At 72.0% G+C, this 17,567-nt stretch carries 15 protein-coding genes and 1 pseudogene; 6 read left to right on the top strand and 10 right to left on the bottom strand.

Features of this window, described 5'->3' with window-relative positions; all coding sequences use genetic code 11:
- Window positions 1-115 precede the first annotated feature (115 nt).
- Window positions 116-1,417 (top strand): HNH endonuclease signature motif containing protein, encoded by a 1,302-nt coding sequence (locus AC1DV7_RS05010; protein ID WP_477595201.1) that lies wholly within the window; start codon window positions 116-118, stop codon window positions 1,415-1,417.
- A 50-nt stretch (window positions 1,418-1,467) separates the two neighbouring features.
- On the opposite strand, the gene AC1DV7_RS05005 is transcribed toward AC1DV7_RS05010, so the two are convergent.
- On the bottom strand, window positions 1,468-2,418 hold the full coding sequence (locus AC1DV7_RS05005) for an acyl-CoA thioesterase (protein ID WP_477595199.1): 951 nt from the start codon (window positions 2,416-2,418) through the stop codon (window positions 1,468-1,470).
- 138 nt (window positions 2,419-2,556) lie between these two features.
- Window positions 2,557-4,002 (bottom strand): MocR-like transcription factor YczR, encoded by a 1,446-nt coding sequence (yczR, locus tag AC1DV7_RS05000; RefSeq protein WP_477595197.1) that lies wholly within the window; start codon window positions 4,000-4,002, stop codon window positions 2,557-2,559.
- Between the two features lie 63 nt (window positions 4,003-4,065).
- Here yczR and yczE point away from each other — a divergent pair, with 63 nt between their 5' ends.
- Window positions 4,066-4,830 (top strand): membrane protein YczE, encoded by a 765-nt coding sequence (gene yczE / locus AC1DV7_RS04995; protein WP_477595195.1) that lies wholly within the window; start codon window positions 4,066-4,068, stop codon window positions 4,828-4,830.
- Between the two features lie 276 nt (window positions 4,831-5,106).
- Here the strand turns inward: yczE and AC1DV7_RS04990 are convergent.
- Window positions 5,107-5,310: pseudogene (locus AC1DV7_RS04990) on the bottom strand (TetR family transcriptional regulator); the annotation flags it as partial.
- Window positions 5,311-5,393: 83 nt separating this feature from the next.
- Here AC1DV7_RS04990 and AC1DV7_RS04985 point away from each other — a divergent pair.
- Window positions 5,394-5,942 carry an NADPH-dependent FMN reductase gene (locus AC1DV7_RS04985; RefSeq protein ID WP_477595193.1) on the top strand — a complete coding sequence of 183 codons (549 nt, stop codon included), beginning with the start codon at window positions 5,394-5,396 and terminating at the stop codon, window positions 5,940-5,942.
- Between the two features lie 121 nt (window positions 5,943-6,063).
- Here AC1DV7_RS04985 and AC1DV7_RS04980 read toward each other — a convergent pair whose 3' ends face one another.
- Window positions 6,064-8,217 carry a RecQ family ATP-dependent DNA helicase gene (locus AC1DV7_RS04980; protein ID WP_477595191.1) on the bottom strand — a complete coding sequence of 718 codons (2,154 nt, stop codon included), beginning with the start codon at window positions 8,215-8,217 and terminating at the stop codon, window positions 6,064-6,066.
- A 48-nt stretch (window positions 8,218-8,265) separates the two neighbouring features.
- Here AC1DV7_RS04980 and AC1DV7_RS04975 point away from each other — a divergent pair, with 48 nt between their 5' ends.
- Together AC1DV7_RS04975 and AC1DV7_RS04970 are read left to right on the top strand one after the other, a co-directional pair.
- Complete coding sequence (locus tag AC1DV7_RS04975) at window positions 8,266-8,757, top strand: acyl-CoA thioesterase (protein ID WP_477595189.1); 492 nt, start codon at window positions 8,266-8,268, stop codon at window positions 8,755-8,757.
- Complete coding sequence (locus tag AC1DV7_RS04970; RefSeq protein ID WP_477595187.1) at window positions 8,757-9,380, top strand: DUF8185 domain-containing protein; 624 nt, start codon at window positions 8,757-8,759, stop codon at window positions 9,378-9,380. Before AC1DV7_RS04975 ends, AC1DV7_RS04970 begins: the two co-directional genes overlap by 1 nt.
- Window positions 9,381-9,389: 9 nt before the next feature.
- On the opposite strand, the gene AC1DV7_RS04965 is transcribed toward AC1DV7_RS04970, so the two are convergent.
- A complete protein-coding gene (locus tag AC1DV7_RS04965; protein WP_477595185.1) occupies window positions 9,390-10,184 on the bottom strand; it encodes a glycerophosphodiester phosphodiesterase family protein in 795 nt (264 codons plus the stop codon).
- A gap of 157 nt (window positions 10,185-10,341) precedes the next feature.
- On the opposite strand from AC1DV7_RS04965, the gene AC1DV7_RS04960 reads away from it, so the two are divergent.
- Complete coding sequence (locus tag AC1DV7_RS04960) at window positions 10,342-11,043, top strand: GAF and ANTAR domain-containing protein (RefSeq protein WP_477595183.1); 702 nt, start codon at window positions 10,342-10,344, stop codon at window positions 11,041-11,043.
- A 43-nt stretch (window positions 11,044-11,086) separates the two neighbouring features.
- Here AC1DV7_RS04960 and AC1DV7_RS04955 read toward each other — a convergent pair whose 3' ends face one another.
- From AC1DV7_RS04955 to pepN, 5 genes are all read right to left on the bottom strand, one after another.
- On the bottom strand, window positions 11,087-11,410 hold the full coding sequence (locus AC1DV7_RS04955; RefSeq protein WP_477595181.1) for a hypothetical protein: 324 nt from the start codon (window positions 11,408-11,410) through the stop codon (window positions 11,087-11,089).
- A gap of 267 nt (window positions 11,411-11,677) precedes the next feature.
- Complete coding sequence (locus tag AC1DV7_RS04950) at window positions 11,678-13,378, bottom strand: glycoside hydrolase family 13 protein (RefSeq protein WP_477595179.1); 1,701 nt, start codon at window positions 13,376-13,378, stop codon at window positions 11,678-11,680.
- Window positions 13,379-13,585: 207 nt separating this feature from the next.
- Window positions 13,586-13,984 (bottom strand): globin, encoded by a 399-nt coding sequence (locus AC1DV7_RS04945; RefSeq protein ID WP_477595177.1) that lies wholly within the window; start codon window positions 13,982-13,984, stop codon window positions 13,586-13,588.
- A complete protein-coding gene (locus AC1DV7_RS04940; protein WP_477595175.1) occupies window positions 13,981-14,913 on the bottom strand; it encodes a mechanosensitive ion channel family protein in 933 nt (310 codons plus the stop codon). The genes AC1DV7_RS04945 and AC1DV7_RS04940 overlap by 4 nt, the downstream gene beginning before the upstream one ends.
- Complete coding sequence (gene pepN, locus AC1DV7_RS04935; protein WP_477595173.1) at window positions 14,906-17,455, bottom strand: aminopeptidase N; 2,550 nt, start codon at window positions 17,453-17,455, stop codon at window positions 14,906-14,908. Before pepN ends, AC1DV7_RS04940 begins: the two co-directional genes overlap by 8 nt.
- Window positions 17,456-17,567: the final 112 nt, after the last annotated feature.

Here is a 17,567-nt window from a genome sequence, read left to right as displayed (position 1 = left end):
TCAGCCCCTTGCCTGTTCGGGCTTGGTATGCCGCGTGATTCCGTTGCGCTGCAACGGGACTCGCGTCGTCCTTGGGGTTGGGGGGCTGTCGGTGGCGGGTTCTACGGTGGTTGTCATGCAGGGGGAACTCACGCTGGAGCAGCACCGCGAGCGGATCAGCGCCGCCCGTGAGTCGCTGGGCGCGCTCGGGCAGCTGCTGTGGCAGGTCCCCTCCGGCGGTGGCCCGCAGGGGTTGTCCGGGCTGCTCACGGAGGTGGACGCGTTGGGTGGCGCGTGTGATCTGGCGCGGGTGATGGTGACGGCTGTGGCGATGGGCCGGGGGGAGACGTCCGGTGGGTCGGAGGCGTTGACCCCGGCCCAGTGGGTGCGGTGTCATGCGCCGTCGACCCGGGCCGGCGGGGCGCGGCAGGTGGTGGAGCTGGCGGCGGCGTTCGGCAAGCCGGTCAATGCGCCGGTGGCCGAGGCGGTGCGGGCGGGGGTGTTGCCGGTGCGGTCCGCGGCCGCGGTCGTGGTCGAGGCCGACAAGCTGCGCCCGCTGCTGACCGACGGGGCCGAGCCGCACGTGCTGGCGGGGCTGATCGCCATAGCCGTCGAGCACGGGCCCCGCGGCTGCCGACTGGTGCGGCCGGCGCTGCTGGCCCGACACGGCCGCCAGGACGTGCTGCAGCGCGAGCAGGACGCCGCCAAGGCGTTTGTGTCCCTGTCCCAGCCGCAGGACTGCCCGACCGGCATCTACGACTACCACCTGACCCTCGACACCGAGGGCAAGGCGGTCCTGGAGGCGGCCCTCGGACCCCTCTCGGCACCCCGCCCGGTGGACGGCGAACGGGACCTGCGCAGCAGCGACCGGCGGCGCGGTGACGCCCTCATCGCGCTGGTGCGCCGGGCGGTGGGCGCGGACGACGCGGTGGGCAAGAACGCCAAGACSACGCTGCTGGTGACGATGGACTGGGCGTCCCTGCGCGACGCCACCGGGGCCGGYACGACGTTGGGCGGGCTCGACACCGGCACCCACCTCGCGCCCGAGACGGTSCGCCGGCTCGCSTGCGACGCCTCCGTGGTCCCGGTCGTGCTGGGGTCAAGGGGTGAGGTGCTCGACCTGGGCCGCACGGTCCGGTTCTTCACCCCGGCGCAGACCAGACGGCTGTGGCTGCGGGACGGCGGGTGCACGTACCCCGGGTGCGGAGCCCCACCGGCGTGGACGGACGGTCATCACCTGGTGCACTGGGCCGACTTCGGCACCTCGGACCTGTCCAACGCCGCCCTGGTGTGCGAGCGGCACCACACCATCGTCCACCAGCGACGCCTCGCCGGGCGGGTCGTGACCGGTCCGGAGGGTGAGCGGGTGGAGTGGGACCTGACCCGCGGCTCCTACGACCAGCTGCTCGCGCGGCGCGCCGCGCAGGAACCAGCGTGACCGCGCCCCACACCCCGCCGACCCCGGCGGGGCCGGCCGCATGCCCGTGCTTAGCCCTCCTTGACTCGCACCATGCCCTCTTGGGCAACCGTCGCGACGAGCGTGCCGTCGGCGGAGAAGATCCGCCCGATGCCCAGGCCGCGACCGCCGGACGCGGAGGGCGACTCCTGCGTATAGAGCAGCCACTCGTCGGCCCGCACGGGGCGGTGGTGGAACCACATCGCATGGTCGAGGCTCGCGGGCCGCAGCCGTCGGTCGGTCCAGGTCAGCCCGTGGCGACGCAAGACCGCCTCGAGCAAGGTGTAGTCGGAGGCGTAGGCGAGGACGGCCGCGTGCACCAACGGGTCGTCCGGCAGGGTGCCGACGGCCTTGAGCCACACACTCTGGTGGGACACCAGGTCGGGTCCCGGTGCGACGAAGAGGTTGCCGTCGACGTGTCGGTGCTCCACCGGACGCTTGAGCAGGTGCCGGGCCCCGGGGTGGTCGATCCCACCGAACAGGTCGCTCATGGACGGCAGGTCGTCAGGACCGGGGACCTGCGGCATGGGGTCCTGGTGGTCGAGGCCGCCGCTGGCCTCTTGGAACGACGTGATCATCGACAGGATCGGCAGGCCGTCCTGGATGGCGTGCACCCGGCGCGTCGAGAAGGAGTTGCCGTCGCGCATCCGCTCGACGGCGAACCGGATCGGCTTCGTGTCATCGCCCGGACGCATGAAGTAGCCGTGCAACGAGTGGATCCGACGGGGGCCGTCGCCGTCATCGACGTCGCTCATCGTGCGGCCGGCGGCCATGATGCACTGCGCCAGCACCTGCCCACCGAAGACGCGGCCGTGGGGCATCTTCTGGCTGCGACCGAGGAACACGGTCGCGCCCGACTCGCCGAAGTCGGCGCGGTCGCCAACGCCTTCCACCGTGATGCGCGCGGTACCGAGCTCCTCGAGGTCGAGCGTGTCGAGCAGGTCGGTCAGCGGGTCGAAGGACGAGGTGTCGGCTGCGGTCACGCCCCGACCCTAGCGGGCGCGGCGACCCGGTTCCGCAGCAGTGCGAGGGCCCTCACCGCGGCCGGATGCTGCTCGACCGAGGCCTTGACCGCCGCGTCCACGTGCCGCACCGGGGTGGTCGACCCTGCGCTCTGAACCTCAGGCCACCAGAGGTCCGCGTCGGGTGGTGGACCGGGCGGCGCTGGTGTCCTGCCAGGCCAGGGCGATCCGGTCGACGGCCTCGGCGACCACCTCGGGCTCGTGTCCGGTGAACGGCAGGCGCAGGAACCGCTCGAGCCCGCCTTCGGGCGCGAACTGCGAGCCGGGGGCGAGGATGACGCCGTGTCGGTCTGCTGCCGCGCACAACGGCGTGGAGAGCGGCTCGGGCAGCTCGGCCCACAGGCACAGGCCGCCCTCGGGCTCGCGGAACTCCCACTCGGGCAGGCGCTGGCGCAGAGCCCCCATGAGCGCGTCCCGGGTGCGCACGATCGTGGCCCGGCGGTCGGTGAGGATGTCATCACGGTGGGCAAGCAGCTCGGTCAGCACGAGCTGCTCGAGGACTGGGGCACCGAGGTCCAGGGTGAGCCGAGCACTGACCAGCGCCGGCATCAGGTCGCGCGGGGCGCGGATCCACCCGACCCGCAGACCGCCCCAGAACGACTTGCTCGCGCCACCGAGGGTCACCGTCTGGCGATGGTGGCTGGCCAGTGGCTGGGGCATGGAGAGGGCGGGGTCGTGGGCAAGGTCGACCAGCGTCTCGTCGACGACGGCGATCGTGTGGGTGCCGCCGAGGGCCGAGCCGAGCGCGTGCCGTTGCTCGTCAGTCATCAGCAACCCGGTCGGGTTGTGGAAGTCGGGGATGAGGTAGGCAGCCCGCGGCGCTGTCTGGCGCAGCGCCGCCTCGGCTGCGGCGATGTCCCAACCGCCGCGACCCACGGGCAGCCCGACGGCGCGGGCGCCACTGCGCCGCAGCGTGTCGATGGCATTCGGATAGCTCGGGCTCTCGACCATCACCCGGTCGCCCGGGGACAGCAGCGCCCGTGCGGTCACGGCCAGGCCGGCGAGCGCGCCGCTGGTGACCATGATCTGGTCCGGGGTGGTCGCGAGCCCTCGCTGGGTGAACCGGTCTGCCAGTGCCTGGCGCAGCTCGGCCAGTCCGAGAGGGTGGTAGCCCGTGCCCGACAGGTAGGCCGGGAGCTGGGCCACCGCGTGCTCGTAGGCCGTCACGGTCCCGGCCGGGGCGCTCATCGAGGCGCAGGTGAGGTCGATGACACCGGCATCGAGCGGGTCGCCCGGTCGCAACGCGGTGCCCGACCGGTGGCCGGCCGCGTCGGCCGGCAGGGCGACCACGCTGCCCGAGCCCTGCCGGGAGGTGAGGTAGCCGCGGTCGCGCAGCTCGGCATACGCGCGGGTGACGGTCGTCCGGCTCACCCCGAGCGCGCCCGTGAGGTCGCGCTCGCTGGGCAGGCGGGTGCCCACGGGCAGTCGGCCGTCGGCGACCAGCAGCCGCAGCGCGTCGGCGAGGCCGCGGTAGGCGGGGGTGACGGACAGGGCCGAGCCGAGCAGTGGCGCGAGCCGGGCGGCGGTGATGCTGCGAGGAGCCATGCAGACCACTTTTCCACGATTGGCTATGGAAAGAAAGGCCAATGGGGGCCAATCATGGAGTCCATGACCCGGACCCACCTCACCCCGATGACCCCGCTCCAGCAGCTGCGAGCCGGCCGGACCGCGCGTCGGCTGACCCAGCTGCTCGTGGGGCTGACGCTGTACGGCGTGTCGATGGCGATGATGATCCGGTCCGAGCTCGGGCTCGACCCCTGGGACGTCTTCCACTACGGCGTGGCCGAGCACCTCCCGCTCAGCTTCGGCACCGTCGTCATCGTCGTGGGTGCGTTGGTCCTGCTGCTCTGGATCCCGCTGCGGCAGTGGCCGGGCCTGGGCACCATCGCCAACGTGGTCGTCATCGGCCTGGTCTCCGACGCGGCGCTGGCGCTGCTCGAGGCTCCCGACGCGATGGTGGCCCGCGTGGCCCTGCTGGTGGCGGGGGTCGTGCTCAACGGCATCGCGGGCGCGCTCTACATCGGCAGCCAGTTCGGACCCGGCCCGCGCGACGGCCTGATGACCGGGCTGGTCCGGCGCACTGGTGGCAGCATCCGGGTCGTGCGGACCAGCATCGAGCTCACCGTGCTCGTCGTCGGGTGGCTGTTGGGCGGCGTCGTCGGCCTGGGCACCGTGCTGTATGCCGTGGCGATCGGCCCCGTCGTGCAGGCCTTCCTACCCCTGTTCACCGTCGCACTGCGGTCAGACCGGCCTGCTGGGGTGACCGGTGACGACGCGGTGGACCAGGTCGGTCCAGCCCGCGACGACGTCGTCGACGACGAGCTCCTCGAGCCGTTCGGGGTCCTCGAGGACGAGGCTGTCCAGGGGCGCTAGGACCGCTGCGGCGAGGAACCTGCGGTCGCCCTCGACCCCGAGCTGACCGAGCAGGTAGGTCACGTGCATGACGCCGAACGACCTCACGCCCGTGGCCTGGCGCCCCGCTCGACCGGCCGCCTCGATGAGCTGGCCGGCGGTGAGGTTGTACTCGAGCCGGCTGCGTCCGAATGCCAGCAGTCGCTCCATGGGCGGTGCGCCGGGGCCGAGCGGGGGTGGTCCGGACAGCACACTGGTCTGGAAGGCGAGCTCGCGGAAGTTGAGCATCGCGGCCATGAGCCCGGCCCGGCTGCCGAACCGGCGGAACACCGTGCCCTTGCCCACGCCCGCGGCCGCGGCGACGGCATCCATCGTGACCGCGTCGACGCCACAGTGGTCGAGCAGGCGTGTCGTGGCGTCGAGCAGTGCCTCCCGGTTGCGCGCGGCGTCGCGTCGCTCCGGGGGCGGCCCACCGAGGAGGGGGAGCGGCGCCTGGCTCATGGGGCGATCCTAGGGGCGGGAATGAACCGGACCACAGTCCGGTTAGGGTCGATGGCAGACATCCTCCCTCCGAAAGGCCCCCCATGTCCGACACCCGCGTCGTCATCCTCCTCGGTAGCCTGCGCGCCGACTCCGTCAACCGCCGCGTGGCCGAGAAGGTCCGCGAGCACGCCCCCGAGGGTGTGCAGGTCGAGATCGCCGAGGGCCTCGGCGAGATCCCCTTCTACAACGAGGACCTCGACACCGGGTCGGCCCCGCACGCCGCCCGCGCGCTGCGTGAGCTGGTCGCTGGCGCCGACCGCGTCCTCGCCGTCACCCCCGAGTACAACGGCACCATGCCCGCCGTGCTCAACAACGCGATCGACTGGCTCTCCCGCCCCTTCGGCGCCGGTGCCATCAAGGGCAAGCCGTTCGCCGTCGTCGGCGTGACCCCGACTCCCTACGGCGGCAAGTGGGCGCACGAGCACGCCCGCCGCTCGGCCACCATCGCCGGAGCCGTGGCGCCCGACGAGATCGTGTTCTCGCAGACCAGCATCGACGTCGACGTGCTCGGCGACCAGGAGGTCGTCAACCGGCTCGTGGCCGCGGTCGAGTCGCTGGTCGCCACCAGCCCGCAGGTCGAGGCAGCCTGACCGCTGGGTGAGCGCCTGAGTGAGCGCGATGTGCTCCTCCCGGCCCCGGGAGCCGCCCATCGCGCTCACTCGACGGTCGGGGAGGCCCGGCCCCTCCGCAGGGCGCGCTTGCCAACCGGGCTCAGGCCTCAAGGGCCACCACGAACGGCAGCACGCCGGGTGCCCCCGCCTGACGCAGCGCCTGGGCCGCGACGGTGAGGGTCCACCGCGAGCTCGCGATGTCGTCGACGAGCAGCACCGGCCCGTCGAGGTCAGCCAGGAGCGTGGCCTGCTCACCCGCCACGCGGAGCCGACCCCACACCCCGGCCAGCCGGAAGGCGCTGTTGCCGCCGGCCTCACCCACGGGGCCGCCATCGACGAGCTCGAGCGCGCCCAGCCACTGCATGCGCCCCATCTCGGCGATGCCACGGCTGAGGGACTCCACCAGGAGCGGACGGGTACGCGAGGGCACCATTGCCACCGCGACGGGCCGCTGCGCCCAGCCCCAGTCGCGCAGGATGGGGACGCAGGCCCTCAGCAGCTCGGCCGGGACGGGTGCGTCGTCTGCCCGCAGCAGGCTGCGCAGCTGCTGACCCCAGCCCAGGTCGGTCAGCCGCGCCACCGCGCGACCGGTCTCCATCGCCTCGGACGCGGCGATCTTGCCCTTGAGGGGAACGCCGAGACGGTCCATGCCCGAAGGCCACTGGGCCCTCGCCTCGAGCTCGACCCCGGCGCGTTCGAGGCGTCCGCGGGCGGTGGTCACGGCCACGTCCGGGATCTCGGTCGGGAACCACGTCCCGGCGCACCCGTCACACCGCCCGCACTGGGTGGCCGTGGGGTCGTCGAGGGAGGTCTGCAGGAACGCCATGCGGCAGTCGGTGGCCTGCTCGTAGGCCACCATGAGGTCCTGCTCGCGCACCCGCGCCTCGGTGACGCGGGTGTAGCGCTCGGCGTCGTAGGTCCACGGCTGACCGGTCGACGTCCAGCCCCCCGGGACACGCTGGACCGCTCCGTCGACGTCGAGCACCTTGAGGAGCAGCTCGAGCCGCGTGCGCCGAATGTCGACCATCGACTCGAGGGCGACCGTCGACAAGGGGCGTGCCGACTCGGCCAGAGCCGTGAGCACCGCGTCGGCTTGCTCCTGTCGGGGCATCGACGCCGAAGCGAAGTAGGCCCAGATGTCCTTGTCCTCGGGCCCCGGCAGCAGCAGCACGTCGGCTCGCTCGGTCGCGCGACCAGCGCGACCCACCTGCTGGTAGTACGCGACCGGGGACGAGGGTGCACCCAGGTGGAGCACGAAGCCCAGGTCGGGCTTGTCGAACCCCATCCCGAGCGCCGACGTCGCCACGAGGGCCTTGACCCGGTTGTCGCGCAGGAGCCCCTCGAGCTGCTCGCGGTCGGCGGGGTCGGTGCGCCCGGTGTAGGCGCGCACCTCATGACCTGCCTCGCGCAGGGCGACCGCGATGTCCTCGGCGGCCGACACCGTGAGGGTGTAGACGATGCCGCTGCCGGGCAGGGTGTCGAGGTGCGCCAGCAGCCAGGCCAGGCGCTGCTCCGGGGAGGTCAGCCGCATGACGCCCAGCCGCAGGGAGTCGCGCGCCAGCCCGCCGCGCAGGGTCAGCACCTCGTGTCCGCCTGCCCCGAGCTGCTCGACGACGTCGGTGACCACCCGGGCGTTGGCCGTCGCGGTGGTGGCCAGCACGGGGGTGTCGGAGGGCAAGGTCGTGAGCAGGTCGCGGATGCGCCGGTAGTCGGGGCGGAAGTCGTGCCCCCAGTCGGAGACGCAGTGCGCCTCGTCGACGACGAGCAGGCCGCAGCGTCGGGCCAGGTCGGGCAGCTGCTCGTCGCGGAACCGGGGGTTGTTGAGCCGCTCGGGGCTCACCAGCAGCACGTCGACCTCGTCCGCCGCCAGGGCCGCGGAGACCCGCCCCCACTCGTCGGCGTTGGCGGAGTTCATCGTCACCGCCCGGATGCCGGCGCGCTCGGCGGCCGCGATCTGGTCACGCATCAGGGCCAGCAGCGGGCTCACGATCACGGTGGGCCCGGCGCCCTCGGCACGCCGCAGCGCAGTGGAGACGAAGTAGACCGCCGACTTGCCCCACCCCGTGCGCTGGACGACCAGCACGCGCTGGCGCTGCCCGACGAGTGCCTCGACCGCGTCGTACTGTCCGTCGCGGAAGTCCACGTCGTCGCGCCCGACCAGGCGGCGCAGCACCGCCGTCGCCTGCTGCCGCAGCGACCCGGCGGCGCCGGGGCGCAGGTCGGTGGCGGGTGCGGCGGCGGTCGGGGTTCCCATGGCGACCACCGTATGCCGCGTGGCCGACACCCCTGCGAGGATGGCCCCATGGACGACGACCTGGCCCAGCAGCCGAGCACGCCCGACGCCCGGTACCGCGTCAACGTGCCGCTGCGCTGGAGCGACATGGACGCCTACGGCCACGTCAACAACGTGCAGTTCCTGCGGCTGCTCGAGGACGCCCGCGTCATCGGCTTCGAGGAGTGGTTCGGGCAGGACCGCTCCGTGCTCAACGAGGGCATCCTGGTCGCCCGGCACGAGATCGAGTACCTCGCACCCCTGCTGTTCCGGGTCCCGCCGATCGTGGTCGAGATGTGGGTGACCTCGCTCGGGGGAGCCGGGTTCGACCTGGGGTACGTCGTGCGCGACGGCCGACGCGAGCACGCCAGCAGCGACGACACCGTCTTCGCCCGGGCCGAGACGACCCTCGTCCTCTACGACTTCGCGACCAGCAGACCCCGCCGCATGGACGAGGCACTGCGCGCCCGGCTGCGGTCCCACGCCGGCGAACCGGTGCCGTTCCGGTGGCGGCGGCGCTGATGGAGCTGCACTTTCCCGACGCCAGGGGGCTCGACGACCTGCGCACGTTCGTCGCCCGCGCCAAGGCCGCCGACGAGGATGGCGCGGTCCGGCTGCAGGCCAGCGACCGGACGCTCGCGGCCTACGTCGGGATCCTGCCGGGTGCCGGGCTGATGGCCGAGGGCGCCGTGATCGGGCTGCGCGTCATGCCGCTCGAGGAGCCGGCCGACCTCGACCTCACCGTCTCGCTCGCGGCCCTGACCGACCGGCTCGCCCGCGAGGTCGGCACCACGCTGCCCCTGCCGCCGGTGACCGTCAGCACCGCGTGGTCGGCGGTGGCGCCGCCTCGTGGCGGGTGGGAGCGTGTCGGCGCGGTGCCCGCTGATGAGCTCAACTCGGTTGCCAGGCAAGGCATCTCGCAGATCGCCGAGGGTGCCCCGGCGGCGGCCGGTGGCCACGCCGTGACTGCCCTGCGCCGTCAGGTGTGGGGCCAGCCCACGGCAACCGTCCCTCCGGTGCCCTCGGGCGGCGCGTTCGCGGCATACGTCCTGGGGTTCAGCCGACCCGGCAGCGAGGTGACCGTCTGGAGCCACGGGCGCTGGACCCGGTTGTCCACCGACGCGGGGCACGTCCTCATCCGCTGAGGGGCGCCGTCAGGCGCCCAGGGGGACGCCCCGCTGCGCCAGCACGTCGGCCAGCACGTCGATCCGGTCGGACACGATGCCGTCCACCCCGAGGTCGAAGAGGCGGTGCATCTCGTCGGCGTCATCGATCGTCCAGACGTGCACGTGTTTGCCGAGGGCGTGGACGCGTCGGACGAAGGCAGGGGTGACCAGGTCGAGACGTCTGCCGTGGACGACGTGTCCGGTGGGGACCTGGAGGGCGGCGGCGGGGGAGCGCACCTGCGCCGCGAGCCAGCCCGGCGGCAGCCGCAGGGCAGCGACCTCGGCCGGACCTGCCGAGGTGGCCAGACCCGGGCCGACGAGGGCGCGCATCGCCCTCAGGCGACGGTCGGAGAAGGACCCGACGCAGACCCGGTCGATGGCCCCGTGCGCCCTGATCGCCTCGGCAAGCGGGTCGATGGCCCCGGCCGACTTCACGTCGACGTTGAACCGGACGTCGGGGAACTCCTCGAGCAGCTCCGACAGCAGCGGGATCTCCTGGGTGCCGTGGATCCGCGCCTCGCGCACCACGGCATACGGCAGGTGGGCCACGCGCCCCGTCCCGGACGTGACCCGGTCGAGCCGGGCGTCGTGGAAGGCGAGCAGGACCCCGTCTGCCGTCGCGTGCACGTCGGTCTCGAGGTAGCGGTAGCCCAGCTGCACGGCCTCCCGGAAGGCGGCCATGGTGTTCTCGAGGTGCAGGTTGGCCGCGAGCTTCGCGCCACCACGGTGGGCGAGCCCGATCGGGGTGGGGGAGTCGAAGTAGGGGTGGTCGGCTGCTCTCACCGGTCCATTCTGGGGTACCGGCCCGACCTGCGCGTGCCCGCCACCGGCCGGCGACCGAGACTGGAGGAACTGGGCCGCCGCTTACCCGCACGCCCCTGACCTGCAGGAATACAGTTGGGTTGCCGGGAGCGAGGTCACGACGTCACGGAGACTCACCATGCACGACCAGCTGCGCCTCTTGCGGACCCTGTCGGCCTTCACGGCAGACATGGTCAGCGACTACGACATGGAGGACGTGCTCGAGCGCCTCACGGAGGGCGTCACCGACGTCCTCGCCCTCGTGGGCAGCGGGGTGTCGCTGGACGTCGACGGCCGGCTGACCTTCGTCTCGGCCGTGGCCGGCCGGGTGGCCCAGCTCGAGCGACTCCAGGAGACCCTGCAACAAGGGCCCTGCGTCGACTCCTGCTACTCCGGCGAGATCGTGGCCGTGGGTGACGTCCGGGAGGCGGGCCGGCGGTGGGGCGACTACGCCGAGGTGGCCCAAGGGCTCGGGGTGGCAGCCGTGGCTGGGATCCCGATGCGGCTGAAGGGCAAGGGGGTCGGGGCCCTCAACCTGTATGCCGGGGAGGTGCGTGAGTGGCCGGATGCTGACCTCGCAGCCGCGCAGGCCCTGGCCGACATGGCCACGGCCTACCTCGCCAACGCGTCGCGGCTGCAACAGCAGGTGGACCTGTCCGACCAGCTGTCGCGTGCCCTGAGCTCACGCGTCGTCGTCGAGCAGGCGAAGGGGGTGCTCGCCGAGGCCTTGGGCGTGGGGGTTGACGAGGCCTTCCAGCGGATCCGGTCCTACTCCCGCAACCACAACACGCCGCTGCACACCGTCGCGTCCATGGTGGTCGAGGAGGGGCTGCGTCCCTGAGCCGTTCGTCAGGGGCGTTCACTCGCGGCGTCCACTCGGGCGTTCAGTCGGGCCGCCGGTCGGTGCCGGGGGCTGCATAACCGTTGAGAGCGCCCCGTCGCCAGGAGGTGTGCCGCGACCGCAGCTCGGCGACCAGTGCTCGCTCCCGGGTGATCCACGGTGCCCGCGCCGGGTTCACGACCAGGCGTCCGTGCTGGACGACGAAGGGCTCGAGGCCGCGCAGCACGTCCTCGGCCTCGCCCAGCGCCGTCACCAGGGCGCGTACCGTCAGCGACGGCAGGTCGAGGGGGGTAGGCCCCGAAGACGACGGGGGCGCAGCCGGCTCGGCTGTGTCGCGGACGGACTGGTCGTCGATCTGCTGGCTCACGGTACCTCCGCAGGGCGTGCCTCGATGGGGCGCTGCCATACGGTCCAGAGCAGTCTCGTCGGTGCCGCTCGCCCGGAGGCGGGCGGCTCGCCAATCATAGGCTGACCAGCGGTGACGCGCATCCACGAGCGTTCCGGCCGAGCATGGACCCACGGCGGGGACGGGATCGTGGGGCAGTCGGACGCTGAAGGGGTGCACCGCGCGGGGACGCGGCACACCCCTTCAGCGAGGTGTCCCGGGATCGACGTGTCCGGGCTGGAGCCTCCGTCAGAGAGCCGCCCAGACCGTCGTGTCGGTGGGCACCTGACCGTCCTCGGTCAGGGCGCCGGAGGCCAGCAGCACGGTCGCGCCCTCGGGGAGCTCGACGGCCTCGACGCCCAGGTTGGCGATGATGAGCGTCCGCTCGCCCTGTCCGGTGTTGACCAGCGCCACGACGTCGTCGGGAAAGTCCCGTGCGATCTCGAGGCCGCCGGTGCCGAGGTTGCGCTCGCGCCGGAGGCGCAGGAGGTCACGATAGAGCTCGAGCGTCGACCCTGCGACGCCGTCCTGCTGGTCGACGGCATAGTCACCGTAGATCGCGGGCTGCGGCAGCCAGGTCTGGTCGGTCGGCCCGAAGCCGAAGGACGGCTTGTCCTTCTCCCACGGGATGGGCACGCGGCAGCCGTCGCGACCCACCTCCTTGCCCTCGCTGCGGACGAAGGTCGGGTCCTGCCGGAACTCAGCCGGCATGTCGGTCGAGTCGGGCAGCCCCAGCTCCTCGGCCTGGTAGACGTACGCCCCACCGGGCAGCGCGAGCATCAGCGCGCTCGCGGCCCTGGCCCGACGCAGACCGAGGGCACGGTCGGGCTGCGGGTCGTCGGCGGCGATGCCGTTGGGCCGACGCTGTCCGACGGGCAGCCCGAGCCTCGACGCGTGGCGCACGACGTCGTGGTTGGACAGCACCCAGGTGCTCGGGGCGCCGACGGAGTCAGCCGCCTCGAGCGAGGACTCGATCACCTCACGCAGGTCCTTGGCGCGCCACTGGGACTGGAGGAAGTCGAAGTTGAAGGCCTGGTGCATCTCGTCGGGCCGGATGTAGCGCACCGCGCGCTCCTGCGGGCGCACCCAGGCCTCGGCGACGAGGATGCGGTCGGGCTCGCCGTACTCGGCCAGCACCTTGTGCCAGCGGCGGTAGACGTCGTGGACCGCGTCCTGGTCCCACATGGGGGGCATCGGGGCCCCGGGCTTCACCTCGCCGTCGAGGATGTGCAGCTCGGCGTCGTAGTTGGGCAGCCCCTCCTCCTTGATGAGGCCGTGCGCCACGTCGACGCGGAAGCCATCGATGCCGCGGTCGAGCCAGAAGCGCAGGATCGACTCGAACTCGTCGCCGATCTCGGGGTTGTCCCAGTTGAGGTCGGGCTGCTTGACGTCGAACAGGTGGAGGTACCACTGACCGGGCCGGCCGTCGGCCTCGGTGACGCGGGTCCAGCCGTCCCCGCCGAACACCGAGTGCCAGTCGTTGGGCGGCGTGGAGCCGTCGGCTCCGAGGCCGTCGCGGAAGATGTAGCGGTCGCGTTCGGGGCTGCCGGGGCCGGCGGCCAGGGCTGCCTGGAACCACTCGTGCTCGTCGGACGTGTGGTTGGGCACCAGGTCGACGATCACCTTGAGGCCCAGCCCGTGGGCCTTGGTGACCATCGCGTCCGCGTCGGCGAGCGTGCCGAACAGCGGGTCGATGTCGCGGTAGTCGGCCACGTCGTAGCCGGCGTCGGCTTGAGGCGACTTGTAGAAGGGGCTGAACCACACCGCGTCGACACCGAGGGCCTTGAGGTAGTCGAGGCGTGCAGTCACGCCGGGCAGGTCGCCGATACCGTCGCCGTCGCCGTCGGCCCACGAGCGGGGGTAGATCTGGTAGATGACGGCATGGCGCCACCAGGCGGCGTCGGCCGCAGCGGCGGCGTGGATGAGGTGCGTGTCGAGTGAGGCAGTCACGGTGAACCATGCTGACGCATCGAACGCGTTCGGGAAAACCGGCTGCACCTGCGGGGCGACACCGTCTTACTGGCTGAAATGGACGGGTCGACGATGGTCCCGAGGATGGTCCCGAGGACGGTCCCGAGGACGGTCCCGAGGACGGTCCCGAGGACGGTCCCGAGGACGGTCCCGAGGACGACGAGGGCCCGAGTACGAGGGTCCGGGTCAGTCCTCGTCGAGCGAGTTGACCAGCGAGTGCGCAGCCCGCTCGAGGTAGTCGCGCAGCAGCAGGTCGTTGGCCGGGGGCAGGTCGAGGGTGTCGACCGCCGCCAGCATGTGCAGCAGCCAGCGGTCGCGCTGGGCGGGCGTCACCTTGAACGGGTGGTGGCGCATCCGCAGCCGGGGGTGGCCGCGCTCCTGCGAGTACGTCGTCGGCCCACCCCAGTACTGCTCGAGGAACAGCCGCAGCCGCTCCTCGGCCGGTCCCAGGTCCGCCTCGGGATAGAGCGCCCGCAGCGCGGGGTCGCCCGCCACGCCACGGTAGAACTCCGCGACGAGCTTGCGGAACGTCTCGTGCCCACCGACCTCGTCGTAGAAGCTCCCGAACTGCCCCGTGCTGGTCATGGTGCCCCCGGGCCGTAGGGCATCATGGCCGGCGCCTTGATGCCCTGGGCGTCGAAGGCGGCCTTGACGCGCTCGCGGATCTCCCGGGACACGCCGTACTGCTGCTCCGGGGCGGTCTTGGCGATGACCCGGATGGTCACCGTGTTGCCCGAGATCGACTCGACGCCGACGACGTTGGGCTCTTCGAGGAGCACGTCCTGCCACGCCTCCTCGGTCTCGAGCGCGTGCACCACCTCGCGGATGACGGGGATGACGCGTTCGAGGTTCTCGGTGTAGGAGACCGGGATGTCGACGAGGGCCGTGGCCCAGCCCTGGCTCTTGTTGCCGATCCTGATGATCTCGCCGTTGCGGATGTACCAGACGACACCGGTGCCGTCACGCAGCCGCGTGACCCGCAGTGACACCTCCTCGACCGTGCCGGTGGCCTCACCGGTGTCGATGACGTCACCGACGCCGTACTGGTCCTCGAGGATCATGAAGATCCCGGAGAGGAAGTCCTTGACGAGGCTCTGCGCGCCGAAGCCGAGGGCCACGCCACCGACGCCGGCCGAGGCGAGCAGCGGGGCGAGCGGGAGGCCGATGATGGCCATCACCGTCAGGACGGTGATGAGGCCGACGACGAAGGTCACCATGCTGCGCAGGAGCGACCCCATCGTGAGGGTCCGCTGGAGGTGCCGCTCGTGGGCCAGCCCGGTCGCCTGGGCGAGGGCCCGCCCGGCACGACCCGGCTCCTTGGCCCGCCGGGCGTCCGAGCGCGCGATGGTGATGCGGACGACCCGGCCGATCGAGCGCAGTACCAACCAGCGCAGGACGAGGGCGGCGACGACGGTGACGAGGATGAGCAGTGGCTCGCCTCTGAACCAGTCCCACACCTGCTGTGGGCGCAGGTTGGCGAGGGCTTCCAGGGTCTGCAGGGCTGCCTCACGCATGGGCATCGCGAGCCTGGGCCTTGAGCGCACGGGCCACCGGGTCGCGGTTCTCGACCACGAGGCGCTTCAGTGCTGCCGGGGCGGCGGGGTTGGCATCGAGCCACGCCTGGGTCGCGTCGTGCAGCGCCGGCGACACCAGCCGACTCGGATAGAAGCACGTGACGATGATCTCGAGGATCGCGTGCGACGTGGACTCGCCGAGACTGTCGAGCATGGTGTGGAAGCGCTCGACATAGGGCTCCAGCAGGCTCGGGTCGTCGACGTCGACGAACCCGGCGCCGACGGCCTCGATCACCGAGTTGGGCAGGGTGCGCTCCTCGACGGCTCGGCGCCACGCGGTGGCCTTGGCCTCGGGGGTCGGCAGCGCCGCGAGGGCCTGCTCGGCCCGCTCGCGACCGGTCGCCGTGTTGTCGCGGTCGAGCTCTGCGCGGATCTCGTCCTCGGTGGTCGCCGCGCTGCGGGCCAGCGCGATGAGCAGCCGCCAGCGCATCTCGGTGTCGATGGTCAGCCCTTCGAGGCTGGCCTCGMCCTCGAGCAGGGACCGCACGTGGGCCGCGTCGTCGCCGCCCTGCTGCAGGGCGGCATACGCGCCGACGAGCTGGAACTGTGCGTCACTGCCCGGCTCCGCCTGCTCGGCCAGGCCGCGCAGCGCACGGACTGCGTCGGCGATGGCCTCGGCGCGGTTCGCGGGTGCCACGTAGTAGTGCAGCGTGGTCGACAGCTGGCCGATCAGGGTCCGCAGCAGCGTCGAGTCGGTCTCGCCGGGCAAGGACGCCAGGACGAGCCGGACGAAGTCCCTGCCACCCATCTCGGCGTCGCGCGTCATGTCCCAGGCTGCTCCCAGCACGAGGGCGCGGGGGAGGCTGTCGGCGAAGCCGCGGGGGTGGGCCAGGGCGGTGCCGAGCGAGCGCTCGTCGAGCCGGATCTTGGCGTAGGCGAGGTCGTCGTCGTTGACGAGGAGGAGGTCGGGGACGGGGCGACCGATGAGCTGGGGCAGCTCGGTCACCTCGCCATCGACGTCCAGCTCCAGCCGGTCGGTCCGCACGAGCTCGTCGCCGTCGACGTCGTACAGCCCCACGGCGAGGCGGTGCGGGCGCAGCGTCGCGTAGTGCTCGGCGTGGGTCTGCTCGATACGGGCGAGCGAGACCAGCCCCTGGTCGTCGGTCTCGATCACCGGTCGCAGCGTGTTGACCCCTGCGGTCTCGAGCCAGAGCTTCGACCAGGACCCGAGGTCGCGACCAGACGTGCGCTCGAGCTCGCCGAGCAGGTCCTGCAGCGTGGTGTTGCCCCACGAGTGCTTGGCGAAGTACGCCCGCAGGCCGTCGCGGAAGGCGTCACGCCCGACGTAGGCGACGAGCTGCTTGAGCACCGAGGCGCCCTTGGCGTAGGTGATGCCGTCGAAGTTGACCTCGACGTCCTGCAGGTCGCGGATCGGCGCCACGATGGGGTGCGTCGACGAGAGCTGGTCCTGTCGGTAGGCCCACGCCTTCTCGGAGGTGCCGAACGTCGTCCACGCGGTCCGCCACTGGGTCGCCTCGGCCTGGCAGGTCGTGGACGCCCACTCCGCGAAGGACTCGTTGAGCCACAGGTCGTTCCACCACTTCATGGTCACGAGGTTGCCGAACCACATGTGGGCCAGCTCGTGGAGCAGGGTGAGGGCGCGACGCTCGACGAGGTGCTCGGTCACCTTGGCCCGGAAGATGTAGATCTCGTTGATGGTGACCGCGCCGGCGTTCTCCATGGCGCCCATGTTGTACTCCGGCGAGAACAGCTGGTCGTACTTCTCGAACGGGTACTCGCAGTCGAACTCCTGCTCGAAGAAGGCGAACCCGCGCTTCGTGCAGTCGAAGATGTTGTCGGCGTCGAGGTGCTCGAGCAGGCTCTGCCGGCAGAAGATCGCGAGGGGCACGGTCCCACGGCGGCTCTGCACCTCGTCGCGCACCACGGCATACGGTCCGGCGACCAGGGCGGTGATGTAGCAGGACATGGAGGCGGTCGGGGCGAAGGCCCAGGTGGCGACGCCCTCGCGCACGGGCGTCGGCTCGGGCGTCGGGGAGTTGGACACGACGTGCCAGTGCGACGGCGCCGTGACCGTGAAGGCGTACGTCGCCTTGAGGTCGGGCTGCTCGAAGACGGCGAACATCCGCCGGCAGTCGGCGACCTCGAACTGCGAGTAGAGGTAGACCTCGCCGTCGACCGGGTCGACGAACCGGTGCAGCCCCTCGCCGGTGTTCATGTATGCCGCCGTGGCGTCGACCGTGAGCGTGTTGTGCTCCGCGGTGGCCGGGATGGTGACGCGTGCGCCGTCGTAGTGCGTCGCCGGGTCGAGCGCCTCGCCGTTGAGCGTGATCGCCTCGACCGAGGGCGCGATCAGGTCGATGAACGTGCTCGTGCCGGGATTGCCACTGCGGAAGGTGACGGTGCTGGTGCTCCGGAACGTCGTCTCGGAGGTCGTGAGGTCGAGGGTGACGTCGTAGTGGTCGACGGAGATGGCTGCAGCGCGGGCGGTGGCCTCGTCGCGCGTCAGGTTGGTGCCGGGCACGGGGGAGCTCCTGGAAGGCGAGGTGTCACGGGGATCGCCGCCATCCTCGCACGCGCGCCCAGTGGTCGAGGCACCCGATTCGGCCGTCCGGAGGAGGAATGGCAGGATTGTG

Source organism: Pedococcus sp. P2_E4, from assembly GCF_056403935.1.
The sequence above is the reverse complement of the archived record's forward strand: the minus strand, read 5'-3'. Positions and strand labels throughout refer to the sequence as shown.